We start from the raw sequence: 13,295 nt of genomic DNA on the forward strand, positions 1-13,295 counted from the left end.
TTATTTTAACTAAGCGTTCCCTTTGCTTTTTGCAATGATAGTTTCAGCTACGCTGCGAGGCACCTCTTCGTAGTGGCTGAACTCCATCGTGAAGATACCCCGACCTTGGGTCTTCGACCGGATATCAGTGGCGTAGCCAAACATGGTCGCCAGTGGAACTTTGGATGCGACCTTAGCGAGTCCCTGTTCAGTGCTTTGGCTTTCAATCTGCCCTCGGCGGGAGATGAGGTCACCAATGACGTTCCCGATATAGTCTTCAGGAACTTCAACCTCAACTTTCATCATAGGCTCTAAGAGGACGGGTGAAGCTTTCAGCACAGCCTCTTTCATCGCCATTGAGCCGGCGATTTTGAAAGCCATTTCCGAAGAGTCTACATCGTGGTATGACCCATCAATGAGCGTCGCCTTGACGTCAATCAACGGATATCCAGCGAGAACACCAGATTCGCAGCTTTCTTTCATTCCTTGTTCTGCGGGGCCAACGTACTCTTTAGGTACTGTACCGCCGGCAATTTTGGAGACGAATTCAAAGCCAGTACCGGGTTCTCCAGGCTCCAAATTGATCACAACGTGACCGTATTGACCTTTACCACCACTTTGGCGGATGAATTTGCCCTCAATTTTGCTCACAGCTTTCCGAATTGTTTCCCGGTAAGCTACTTGCGGCGCACCTACATTGGCTTCCACCTTGAATTCTCGTAACATCCGGTCTACTAGAATTTCTAGGTGTAGCTCTCCCATCCCCGCGATCACGGTTTGGTTTGTTTCCGGATCGACGCGGACACGGAAGGTTGGGTCTTCTTCTGAGAGAGATTGCAGAGCCTTGGACAGCTTGTCCATGTCGTTCTTGGTTTTGGGTTCAACCGCTACCGAGATCACTGGCTCAGGAATGAATAGGGATTCCAGAATTACTGGCGCTCCATCATCACAGAGCGTGTCACCTGTCAAGGTGTCTTTCAATCCCAGAGCTGCTCCTAAATCACCCGCTCGCAGTTCATCGACATCTTGCCGATCATCTGCCTTCATCAGAACTAAGCGGGAAATCCGTTCTTTTTTATTCTTACTAGCGTTGAGAACGTAGCTGCCCTTTTTCAGGACACCAGAATAAACGCGAACAAATGTCAGGCGACCGTAAGGGTCAGCCATAATCTTGAATGCCAGAGCTGCTAGGGGTTCGTTGTCATCAGCCCGCCGCTCAACGGTATCGCCATTGGGCAGTAAGCCTTGAATTGGCGGTACTTCACTTGGCGATGGTAGGTAATCGACAACGGCATCCAGCATCAATTGCACGCCTTTGTTTTTGAATGCCGAGCCACACAGTACTGGTACGATTGTGCCAGCAACTGTGCCTTTACGCAGTCCAGTGGCGATTTCGTCTTGCGTCAGTTCTTCGCCCTCGAAGTACTTAGCCATCAGAGCGTCATCAGTTTCTGCCACTGCTTCTACTAGCTTGACGCGGTATTCATCTACTTGCCCTTGCAATTCGGCGGGGATATCAGTTTCCTGGATATCGGTTCCTTGGTCATTTGCGTAAATATACGCACGTTGCTTTACGAGGTCGATGATGCCTTGGAATTCGGTTTCACTACCAATTGGTAGTTGAATCGCGATCGCATTTGCCCGCAAGCGATCGCGCATTTGCTCGTGAACTTTATAGAAGTTCGCTCCAGTGCGATCCATCTTGTTGATGAAGGCGATCCGAGGAACTTTGTAGCGGTCTGCTTGTCGCCACACTGTTTCAGACTGCGGTTGCACGCCGCCCACAGAACAAAATACTGCGATTACACCATCCAACACGCGCATGGAACGCTCAACTTCAATTGTGAAGTCTACGTGACCGGGAGTATCGATAATGTTAATTTGATGATCATTCCAACTGGTACTGATAGCAGCAGCAGTAATGGTGATTCCCCGCTCCCGCTCCTGCTCCATCCAGTCTGTGACGGCAGTTCCTTCATGAACTTCGCCAATTTTATGAATTATCCCAGAGTAAAATAATATTCTCTCTGTTGTTGTTGTTTTGCCCGCATCTATATGCGCCGCAATACCAATGTTGCGTACTTTCTCTAGCGGGATCGTGCGTGCCACAGCTACCTCCTATAGTTTTTGCCTCATGATATCTTGTATATTACTCTTTGTTAAGATTCTATACTTTTACGGAAAACCGTCTTTTTTTGTAAATCCACGATATACCGCTTCGGGAGTGGGATATATCGCTTTTTTACTTAGTAACGATAATGTGCAAATGCTTTGTTAGCTTCCGCCATCCGGTGCGTTTCTTCCCGTTTGCGAATGGCATTTCCAGTTTCGTTGGCAGCATCCATTAACTCATTTGCCAGTTTGCTTGCCATTGTCCGGCCTGGTCTAGACCGGGAATATTGCACTAACCAACGCAGTGCTAGGGTAGTACCCCTTTCTGTACGCACTTCCATTGGTACTTGGTAGGTTGCTCCACCTACTCGCCGAGCTTTTACTTCTACTAAAGGCGTGGCATTTCGCACTGCTCTTTCAAAGGTTTCCAACGCAGCGTTACCAGTGCGTTCTTCAATAGTTTTCAATGCTTCATAAACAATCCGGGCGGCAAGTGATTTCTTGCCATGACGCATGATCCGCCTGATAATCATGCTCACAAGGCGACTGTTATATACGGAGTCAGACGGAACTGGGCGCCTTTGAATAACACCACGACGAGACATACTTCACCTTTAATTCGGAATTGGCAACGAAATTATATGCTATCAAACACCGGAAAGTAAAAGCGGTGGAACCCAACCCTCAGACTTCCTGAAATTTTTCGACTGTTGCAGCAACACTGACCTAATTGACTGGCAATTTTGGATTTTCGATGTTGGATTTGGGATTTGGGATTAAGAGTTTTCTGTAGATGTTTCGACCACAGGGGTCAGAAAAATCAAAACTCTGTAAATCTCATTCCCTAGTGGGTTTGACTAATCCAAAATCGCAAATCCTTCAACTTACTTGTACTGAACCTTGTCGTTGGTGCAGCCTCTCATAGAGAAGTAGCACTCACGCCGAAGTCTAAAATCTAAAATTGTTTGACTTGCTACCTGCAACTAAATACTTAAGGCGATAAGATTATAAACCTTAATGTCCAGATGAGAGTTTCGCTGTTAGTTACAGCCTTCTCCTCAGAACTTCTACACTTGCTCGCTTAGTGTAGGTATAGCTTGCTTGATTTTTTTTAACAGACTTTAGCAGCCTTCATAACTGCTGTTAGAACACAGGCGGCGATCGCTTTTTGTCCTTGAGCGCTTTTAAGGTAGACGATTAATCGTGTTGGATGCGATTAATCGCCAATCCTATTTTTTCGCTTCTTTGGGACGCTTGGTTCCATACTTGGAACGGCCTTGCTTGCGGTCTTTGACTCCGGCTGTATCTAGGGTGCCACGGATAATGTGGTATCTCACGCCTGGTAGATCCTTTACCCGACCGCCACGAATCATCACAACTGAGTGTTCTTGTAAGTTGTGACCAATGCCTGGAATGTAAGCTGTGACTTCAAATCCAGAGGTAAGTCTGACTCTTGCTACTTTGCGTAGAGCTGAGTTAGGCTTCTTTGGTGTGGTCGTGTATACTCTGGTACAAACCCCCCGACGTTGAGGACATTGTTTCAGAGCCGGGGACTTGGTTTTCTGACGCGCTTGTTCGCGCTCATTACGTATTAGCTGCTGTATTGTTGGCATGAGTTACAGCGCGTAAAGCTGCTTATATGTCTAAGTTTTAACAAATCCTGATTATATCGTTTTTTACGATTTTATGTCAATCGCTATTTTTCCTTAATGATTGCCCATTTGTTTTTTTGAGCAATGACTAATCACTAATGACTTAAGGAGAAGGAATTACCACAGCCACAGGTAGCGATCGCTTGGGGGTTGTGGAAGCGAAAACCACCACCCATTAAGTCTTCTGAATAATCAACTCTCAAATTCTTCAGGTAATTTAAGCTTGCGGCATCTATAACTACTTGAATCCCATCCAAGTGGAAAACCTGATCGCCAACTTTTATTGCTTCATCGAAGGACAGATCATAAAAGAACCCGGAACAACCACCTGGTTTTACTGCCAATCGAAACAAGACATGAGACTGCTGCTTGGACTTGATTCGCCCAATCTCACTCAGGGCTGCTTGACTCAGATGAATCATGGAACTCGTTTTTTGCAATTGAATACCCCATCTTCATTTTACAGATGGGTTGACCTTTGCTTGTGCAAAATTCCAAATCAGCTAGGGCATGAATGCGATCGCTATTATTACATTTATAGTATTAACACATTTTAGTCCCCACCTTAGCTAGGGTGGGGACTTCTGGGGTGCAGTGGTTTCCAAAGATGGTTTGCACCAAAAAATGTATTCAGTTTTGGGATTAGAGCTTTAAGTAGGTTGGCACAATTAAAGCTAACTGGCTAAGGCTGTCATTTGTCCTTTGTCATTGGTCACTAGTAAAGATTTTAAGGCTATTTATGTTTCTTAACATACTTTAATTTTTTCGCGCCAACTTACTTAATCGGGTTATTTTGGTTTTAATCCTTGGTACGCGCATAGTCATCTTGGTAGCGAATAATATCATCTTCTCCCAAGTATTCGCCATTTTGGACTTCAATCAACACCAAGGGGATTACGCCAGGATTCTCTAAACGATGAGATGTACATTGGGGTACATAGGTGGATTCATTATTGCTCAGTAGTACTTCTTGTTCGCCACAAACTACCCTAGCTGTACCAGAGACGACAATCCAATGTTCGCTGCGGTGATGGTGCATTTGTAGACTGAGGCGGTGTCCGGGCTTAACTTCAATGCGCTTGATTTTGTATCCCCGCCCTTCTTCCAAAACTGTAAAAGCACCCCAAGGACGTAATTCTCTGGCAGCAATGCCTTTGGAAGTTATTGCTGGAGGTAGGTGTAGAGTTTCAGTCTGTGTAGTTTCCTGATATCGAGCCATAGTCACCTCATTTTGAGACATAACAAACCGTTGGTACTCTTGAACTATTGAGCCAAAATCTGGCGCTATTTTGCAACCTTGAAAATCAGCAATTTTGTCGCACTTCGATAAACATAGCAAAATCAGACGCTACAGTCTAAATCATCACTACTGAAACTATGATGTCTACATCAAGTCTTCATCAAGCAAAATTGCAGCTTGTTCAAAACTTTAAAAAAGGATTGAGTATGGGGCATTAGATGATTAAGAAACTTCCCTATTCCCCCATTCGCCATTATCGTGGTTGTAGGAAAATACCAATTCCATTATGAACACGAGCGGCGGTACTAGGCGATCGATCAAGTAGTTGCCCTCCTAAATAAAGGCTGGTAGAACTACCACCGTCCAAATTTAGGGCATCCACACAGCCCATTAGTTGCATTAATTGGGCGTGTTCCGCCAAAGTAGGGCCATAACCGCCAGCACGATTATGGACAGCAGTAATCACCAGTGTGCCTGTTGCCGTTGTGCAAATACCGCTACGAACAGCCTTTTCGGCAATAAAGGCATTGCTGAATTTTTCGCCTTTGGCATCAAGGACAATTTGACGGTTTTGGAGTAATAGGGGCCCAGCTCCGATAATGTGGGGATAACGACTAAAATCAGCTGGGGTAGTGGCGCTAGAAATGCTGACTGCGCCTCCAATCGGTAACTGGGAGGCAGCACTAGCAGCGTTAGCGCGTAAGGTTAGCAGGTAGCCATTTTGGGGAATCGGAATTGCCATCCCACCAACTTTGCCGCCTGGTAACTGATTAGTAATTTGGTCTTTCTCTACTACTAAGATAATTTCGTTATCCGTCAGGGGTGTGTAAGTTGATCCCCAAGCTGGGGTATAACGAGCAACGCCACTTTGGACGTAGCCACTGTTGAGAAACAGAATTGGTAGGCGCTGGTCATTTGCTGTGATTAAAGTTTCTTCCAAGGTGAGACGACCGAAGTAAAATTGGCCAGAATCATTCCAGGCGATCGCACCTCGGTTAAGAATGGGGCCTGATAACCACTGACTATCTCGACGAATCGCACCCAATGGCAATCTGTTATTGCGGTTAAAATAACCACCGTTAATTCCAGCTAATGCTAAGTAACGTTGCGCTGTTTGAATTAAGGGAGCAGTACCCACAAGCCCATCATGACTAGCCCACATGGGTTTCAACCTTAGCCCAAATTTACGGGGATTAACTTCTAACCAGACCACAGGAAAGCGTTCTGTGCCTAAGTTGACATAATGCTGTCGCCAGCGTAATCCTGGGGCCCAAGCAATATCCCGCTCTTGTAAAGGATCGGGTCGAATATCGATAATCAGGCGACTGGGGTTAGCGACAGTACTAACTTGAGGCGATAGACCAAAGGGAATGCTCAGACTAATTATCGTTTGGTTTTTCACCACCTCCACTTGTTGAATGAGTGGTTGGGGGGCTGGTGGTATTGGTTGTGTTGGTGTAGCTGGTAATAATTGTTTGAGCAGGTTTGGCAGCAATGTTGGTGGTGCTGCTGGTGGCTGGGGGGTATAGCGTTCTATCAAAACAGGGTCGGCTATTCCATCCAAGGTAATTGTCCACTCTCGATTTGGCGGTACGGTGGATTTTGGGGTTGGTGTGTCTGGATCAGAGGATGGATTTGGAATTTTTTTAATAACTGACCCTTGTGCAACTTGCCAGGGAGTTGGACGATCTAAATCGACAAGAATCCGAGTTTGTTGCACGGGAGTAACACTCGCGTCTGAAGGTTGCTGGCTCTGAACAATATTTGTAACTTGTGCTTTTGGGGTAGCAATCACCAAAATGTTGCCATTGGTTTGGATTTGCCATCCAGATGTTTGAGCAAAATTAGTAATATCCAGATAGCGATATGCTCCTAGTAGTCTGGTGGCTAAAACCAGTGGCTTTGTCACTGACGAAAACCACTGTATTGGTTGCGTCGCCCAGTTGCTACTGTTTAAGAAATTTACTCCAATTAATTGCCTGAATGCCCCGTCACTGAGATGAGTTGTCACCTGACCAGCTTTTCCAGGTCGCTGGAACCAAGTTGCTGATAAGGTACGTCCATTGAGGGAAATTTGATTACCAGAGGATGCCACACTTGGTAAAGCCTGACTTTTCACGTCATGTGGAAAAGCTAACACGAAACCTAACCCCCCAGCCCCCTTCCCTACTAGGGAAGGGGGAGAACTCAAAGCCTCTCCCCTAGAAGGGGAAAGGTTTGGAGAGAGGTTTTCGATATGCTGTGAAAAGTCAGCTGTTAAAGCAGGTGAGTGTGAGGTGAACCGGGGTATTGATTTGGTGGTTTCCGGGGACTCCTGGGCGTTGGTAGTACAGGTAGTCGTTAAGTATAGTACTGTGAAAAGTATTGGTGACACAGTAGCCCGGAAAAATCTGCGATGCTTGCGGCGGGCGGAGCGATCGCTAATCCCTGATTGGCAACAATTAGGCTTTTTTACCATAATTTACTAGGTGCTTTTGAAAACTATCATCCAAAATATAAACTAAGTAATTATTTGTAAATATAAAAATAACATGAGTTTCTTTCCGGAAAAATATGTTAATCTATATTTTGGCTTGCTGTATCTAGATGCCAAAAAATTATTTAGACGCTAAAGCCACTGCAATTAAGTGTTTTAACTGACACTAATTACAACCCCACCATACACGGTAGTTTTGGTTATCCAAACTGGATTAAGATATTCAATCCTGGCTGAACGTTGCCAGTGTTGGTACTTCCGTAAGGTCTAGTTAATAGTAATACAGGGCGGAACTGGGAAGTGGCAAAACTCTAGACAACAACAATACTTGGGAATTGTCAAATGGGTATATTTTGTAATACGCTGATTTTACTGGTAGTTCAGGATAACCAAATAATTACTAACTCGTATTCGTAATTAAAAGGGTACAGCAACTAACAGTAAATTCTTAATTCAGCGGTTAACAAGACAATGGAGGGTACAACCCCCCACTGATTGCAACTACGAATTAAGGTAGCGTAACGTTAGCGAGTCATTGATCTTCATGATCAATTACGAATAATTTTGACTTTGGCTTTAAAACATAGCACAGCGTTCAGTTTTAGTTTGGTTCAGGTTAACCGAAATAGGCTCTATGATTGGCTAGCGTGCATCTGGAAAAAGGGGATTGAGAAAATACTTAGCTTCACAATATAAAAAAGAAACTGTCAGGGCTAAAATAATGTCTTGGCGGAGGTAAGTTGTATAACACCGCACAAATACATAAAAATACGCATCAATTTTAACACGGGTCAACTAACAAAGTCAAACCGAAGTTAAAATTTTTTTTCCCTAAATTTCGGTGCTTATATATTATTTCTCCATCGCGGAATTTAGAAAAATTTTCCCATAACGTAGTGACAAAATTGGTAACTCAATACTTCAGGAACAGGGTATGAATAATAAACCGATGAATCAAGACCAACAAATCACAGCGAATATCAACTCAAGAGATACCTATCAGGGGCAAAAGTGGTTAGTAGAGGAACGAGATGCCTGTGGTGTAGGTTTTATTGCTCATCGCCAGAATCATACCAGCCACGAAATTGTCGAAAAAGCCTTGGCTGCTTTAACCTGCTTAGAACACCGGGGAGGTTGTAGCGCCGATCAAGACTCTGGTGATGGTGCTGGAGTATTGACAGCAATACCTTGGGAGTTGTTCCAACAAGACTTTGGCCAAAGGTGGAAGGAATTTCCATCCACCAATAATATAGCTGTGGGGATGATATTTCTACCACAAGACCAAGAAGCTGCACAAAAAGCTAGGGCGAGAGTTGAGCAAGTAGCTGCTGAAGAAAAATTGATTGTACTGGGGTGGCGAGTAGTGCCAGTGCAACCTGATTTACTGGGGGTACAGGCAAGAGAAAATCAACCCCAGATTGAACAAGTTTTGTTAGCTTCTGTTGACAAAAGCGGCGATGAATTTGAACGGCAGTTGTACATTACCCGCCGCCGAATTAGTAAAGCTGCAACCAACATCTCAGAAGAATTTTATATCTGCTCGTTGTCAAGTCGGACAATTGTCTACAAAGGCATGGTGCGTTCTGCCGTCTTGGGCAACTTTTATGACGATTTAAAAAATCCAGCTTACAAAAGCGCCTTTGCTGTTTATCACCGCCGCTTTAGTACCAATACGATGCCCAAATGGCCCCTAGCGCAACCGATGCGGTTGTTGGGTCACAACGGCGAAATCAATACCTTATTGGGTAATATTAACTGGATGATGGCACGAGAAGCGAGCCTGAATCATCCAGCGTGGGGCGTTGGCGCAGCCTCTTTGCAGGAGACTCGCATCCAGGAACTCAAACCACTAGTTCATATTGATAACAGCGACTCAGCTACCTTAGACAATGTAGTGGAATTGCTGGTTTGCTCTGGACGCAGCCCCTTGGAAGCTTTAATGATTATGGTTCCAGAGGCTTACCAAAATCAGCCTTCTTTACGTGAATTTCCAGAAATTGTTGATTTTTACGAATATTACAGTGGTTTGCAAGAAGCTTGGGATGGGCCAGCACTTTTAGTATTCAGCGATGGCAAAAAAGTTGGTGCAACTCTAGATCGTAATGGCTTAAGACCCGCTCGCTACGTGATCACCAAAGATGATTACATTGTTGTAGCTTCGGAAACTGGTGTCGTGGACTTCCCAGAAGCTGATATTGTCGAGAAAGGTAGACTCGGCCCAGGGCAAATGATTGCCGTGGATTTAGAAAATCATGAAGTGCTGAAGAATTGGGATATAAAGAGGCGCATTGCCAAGGAGCATCCTTATGGGGAATGGTTGCAACAGTACCGTCAAGAATTAAAGTCATTGGTCACTTGTATTGAAGGTAGCGGAAGTATTAGTCATCCGTCAAATGGCAATGGCAAAGGACAATTGACTATTGATAAGCAAACCTTACTTCAGCGTCAAACTGCTTTTGGTTACACCACAGAAGATGTGGAAATGGTGATTCATGAAATGGCGAAGGCAGGTTCGGAGCCGACTTTCTGTATGGGGGATGATATTCCTTTAGCAGTGCTGTCACAAAAGCCCCACCTGCTTTATGACTATTTTAAACAGCGCTTTGCTCAGGTAACGAACCCAGCGATCGATCCCTTGCGGGAAAAGCTGGTAATGTCTCTGAAAGTTGAACTGGGTGAACGAGGTAACTTATTAGAACCCAAGCCAGAATATGCCCGGAGATTGAAACTTGAGTCGCCAGTATTAACAGATGCGGAATTAGAGGCGATTAAGCTGTCAGGATTTGCCACAGCTGAGTTGTCAACCCTATTTGCGATCGCCAATGGCCCAGAAGGATTGAAAGCCGCAGTCCAATCTTTGCAAGCACAAGCTGCTGAGTCAGTGCGGGCAGGTGCAAAGATTTTAATATTAAGCGACCAGAACCCCCCAACCACTCTTAATAAGGGGGGCAATGAAGGGATCAGTACAGAATATACCTACATTCCCCCCTTATTAGCAGTGGGTGCTGTGCATCACCATCTGATTCGTGAAGGGTTGCGAATGAAAACATCCCTGATTGTTAATACTGCTCAATGCTGGAGTACACATCACTTTGCTTGTCTCATTGGCTATGGTGCTGGTGCAGTTTGCGCGTATATGGCTTTAGATACGGTGCGTGATTGGTGGTCTGATCCCAAGACTCAAAATTTAATGGGGATGCAAAAAATTCCAGCCCTCACCCTAGAACAAGCTTTAGCAAACTATCGCAAAGCAGTAGAGTCAGGTTTGCTAAAAATTCTCTCCAAGATGGGAATTTCTCTGCTCTCCAGCTATCAAGCAGCCCAAATATTTGAAGCTATCGGCATCGGTGGAGATTTAATCGAGCTAGGATTTTGTGGTACGACTTCCCGCATCGGTGGTTTGAGTGTAAGCGAACTTGCAGACGAAGTGCTTTCCTTCCACAGCAAGGCTTTCCCGGAACTGACAACCAAGAAGTTAGAAAACCTGGGCTTTGTGCAGTACCGTCCAGGCGGCGAGTACCACATGAATAGCCCGGAAATGGTTAAAGCGCTGCATAAAGCTCTAGATGGCAAAAACTACGACCACTACGAAGTTTATAAAAAGCACCTCCAAGGCAGACCAGTAACAGCTTTGCGAGACTTACTGGACTTCCAAGGTGATGCCCCGTCGGTTCCTCTAGAAGAAGTGGAATCGGTATATGAGATTGTCAAGCGCTTCTGCACAGGTGGGATGTCTTTAGGCGCTTTGTCAAGAGAAGCCCATGAAACTTTAGCGATCGCCATGAACCGCATTGGTGGTAAATCCAATTCTGGAGAAGGCGGCGAAGACCCAGTGCGCTACACAGTCTTAGATGATGTAGACGAGTCTGGTCACTCGCCAACCCTACCTCATTTAAAAGGATTACGAAATGGAGATCAAGCTTATAGTGCCATTAAGCAAGTTGCATCGGGACGCTTTGGTGTGACGCCAGAGTACCTCGTCAACGCCAAACAAATTGAAATCAAAATTGCCCAAGGTGCCAAGCCTGGGGAAGGTGGACAACTGCCAGGGCCCAAGGTAAGCGAATACATTGCCATGTTAAGGCGCTCCAAACCAGGTGTGACGCTGATTTCACCACCACCGCACCACGATATTTATTCTATTGAAGACCTAGCACAACTGATTTTTGATCTGCACCAAATTAATCCCAAGGCAAAGGTGTCGGTGAAGCTAGTTTCAGAAGTTGGCATTGGCACAATCGCAGCTGGTGTAGCTAAGGCCAACGCTGATATCATCCAGATTTCTGGTCATGATGGTGGTACAGGTGCATCACCACTAAGTTCCATTAAACACGCTGGCTCTCCGTGGGAACTCGGTTTAAGTGAAGTGCATCGCGTCTTAATGGAAAATGGCTTGCGCGATCGCGTGATCTTACGCGTAGATGGCGGACTCAAGAGTGGCTGGGATGTGGTAATAGGTGCATTGATGGGTGGTGAAGAATTTGGTTTCGGTTCCATCGCCATGATTGCTGAAGGCTGTATCATGGCACGAGTTTGTCACAAAAACACCTGTCCTGTAGGTGTTGCTACCCAGAAAGAAGAACTCCGCAAGCGGTTTACGGGAATACCAGAACAAGTTGTCAACTTCTTCTACTTCATTGCCGAAGAAGTGCGTAGTTTGTTAGCCCGACTTGGCTACCGTTCTTTGTCAGAAATTATTGGACGTGCAGATTTGTTAAAACTGCGTCCAGAGGCAAAACTCACCAAAACTCAATCTTTGAATCTCGACTGTTTACTTGAGCTACCAAATACCAGAGACAATCGTAGCTGGTTGGTGCATGAAGAAGTCCACAGCAACGGCCTGGTTTTAGATGACAAGTTCCTTGCCGATCCCGACATCCAGGCTGCCATTAGGGATCAGTCCACTGTTACTAAGACTTACCCGATTGTCAATACTGACAGAACAGTAGGCACAAGATTAGCAGGTGCGATCGCTTCCCAGTACGGTGACAGTGGCTTTGAAGGACAAATTAATCTCAACTTTACAGGTAGTGTTGGGCAAAGCTTTGGTGCTTTTAATCTCCCCGGTATAATTCTGAGCCTGGAAGGAGAAGCAAACGACTACGTAGGTAAAGGGATGCATGGTGGTGAAATCATCATCAAACCTCCAACTACTGCTACCTATAACGCCTCACAAAACGTGATAGTTGGCAATACGTGCCTCTATGGTGCTACTGGCGGCATATTATTTGCCAACGGACTAGCAGGAGAACGCTTTGCTGTGAGAAACTCCAAAGGTATAGCAGTAATTGAAGGCGCTGGGGATCACTGCTGTGAATACATGACAGGTGGTGTAATTATTGTCCTCGGTAAAGTAGGACGTAACGTAGCAGCTGGAATGACTGGAGGACTGGCATACTTCTTGGATGAAGACGACTCGTTGCCTGAGTTAGTCAACCCAGAAATTGTCAAAATGCAGCGGGTGATTACAGAAGTCGGTGCAAAGCAACTGCAAGAGTTAATCCAAACTCATGCGGAACGTACTGGTTCACCAAAGGCGAAGAAAATTCTGCAAAATTGGCACGAATTTTTGCCGAAATTCTGGCAGTTGGTTCCGCCTTCTGAAGCTGATAGTTCAGAAGCTAATCCTGAAAAAAAAACAACTGAGTTCAGTTTAGTTTAAATCAAAAGAAGCCTCTCACATACCCGAAAGTGAGGTGATGAGATGAATTGCGCGTGAGTTGACGAGAGTCCTCTGACCAATGGGAAAGCGAGGAAGGAGGACATGGAGGAAACGAACAAATCGAAGTTAAAATTAATAAGTAGGGGCGGCAGGGCATTCCGTCTCTAAAATACA

The 13,295-nt window shown here is 45.2% G+C and carries 8 protein-coding genes; 2 read left to right on the forward strand and 6 right to left on the reverse strand.

The window, feature by feature from the left end:
- Positions 1–9: 9 nt before the first annotated feature.
- The 6 genes from fusA to LC605_RS00955 all read right to left on the reverse strand — a co-directional run bounded on the left by fusA (position 10) and on the right by LC605_RS00955 (position 7,123).
- Positions 10–2,088, reverse strand: coding sequence for an elongation factor G (fusA, locus tag LC605_RS00930; RefSeq protein ID WP_229545707.1), 2,079 nt, complete (start codon positions 2,086–2,088; stop codon positions 10–12).
- A 137-nt stretch (positions 2,089–2,225) separates the two neighbouring features.
- A complete protein-coding gene (gene rpsG, locus LC605_RS00935) occupies positions 2,226–2,696 on the reverse strand; it encodes a 30S ribosomal protein S7 (RefSeq protein ID WP_229545708.1) in 471 nt (156 codons plus the stop codon).
- A gap of 624 nt (positions 2,697–3,320) precedes the next feature.
- On the reverse strand, positions 3,321–3,704 hold the full coding sequence (rpsL, locus tag LC605_RS00940; protein WP_012410236.1) for a 30S ribosomal protein S12: 384 nt from the start codon (positions 3,702–3,704) through the stop codon (positions 3,321–3,323).
- 134 nt (positions 3,705–3,838) lie between these two features.
- Positions 3,839–4,165, reverse strand: coding sequence for an iron-sulfur cluster assembly accessory protein (locus LC605_RS00945; RefSeq protein WP_229545733.1), 327 nt, complete (start codon positions 4,163–4,165; stop codon positions 3,839–3,841).
- 377 nt (positions 4,166–4,542) lie between these two features.
- Positions 4,543–4,962, reverse strand: a complete 420-nt coding sequence (locus tag LC605_RS00950) for a cupin domain-containing protein (protein WP_229545709.1) — start codon at positions 4,960–4,962, stop codon at positions 4,543–4,545.
- Positions 4,963–5,236: 274 nt separating this feature from the next.
- Entirely contained in the window at positions 5,237–7,123 is a 1,887-nt protein-coding gene (locus LC605_RS00955; protein WP_229545710.1) for a phosphodiester glycosidase family protein, read from the reverse strand.
- A gap of 136 nt (positions 7,124–7,259) precedes the next feature.
- Between LC605_RS00955 and LC605_RS33340 the strand changes: the two genes are divergently transcribed.
- Together LC605_RS33340 and LC605_RS00965 are read left to right on the forward strand one after the other, a co-directional pair.
- Positions 7,260–7,451 (forward strand): hypothetical protein, encoded by a 192-nt coding sequence (locus LC605_RS33340; protein ID WP_229545711.1) that lies wholly within the window; start codon positions 7,260–7,262, stop codon positions 7,449–7,451.
- Between the two features lie 942 nt (positions 7,452–8,393).
- The gene (locus LC605_RS00965) at positions 8,394–13,121 is read left to right on the forward strand and encodes a glutamate synthase-related protein (protein WP_229545712.1); all 4,728 of its coding nucleotides are present in this window, start codon (positions 8,394–8,396) and stop codon (positions 13,119–13,121) included.
- Positions 13,122–13,295: the final 174 nt, after the last annotated feature.

The sequence above is a fragment of the Nostoc sp. CHAB 5836 genome, assembly GCF_020829445.1.
GTDB lineage: Bacteria > Cyanobacteriota > Cyanobacteriia > Cyanobacteriales > Nostocaceae > Nostoc.

Bases quoted from the DNA above. Each gene is read 5' to 3' on its own strand.
- rpsL (WP_012410236.1), bottom strand. From the start codon at position 3,704: ATGCCAACAATACAGCAGCTAATACGTAATGAGCGCGAACAAGCGCGT.
- rpsG (WP_229545708.1), bottom strand. From the start codon at position 2,696: ATGTCTCGTCGTGGTGTTATTCAAAGGCGCCCAGTTCCGTCTGACTCC.
- LC605_RS00965 (WP_229545712.1), top strand. From the start codon at position 8,394: ATGAATAATAAACCGATGAATCAAGACCAACAAATCACAGCGAATATC.
- LC605_RS00945 (WP_229545733.1), bottom strand. From the start codon at position 4,165: ATGATTCATCTGAGTCAAGCAGCCCTGAGTGAGATTGGGCGAATCAAG.
- LC605_RS00950 (WP_229545709.1), bottom strand. From the start codon at position 4,962: ATGGCTCGATATCAGGAAACTACACAGACTGAAACTCTACACCTACCT.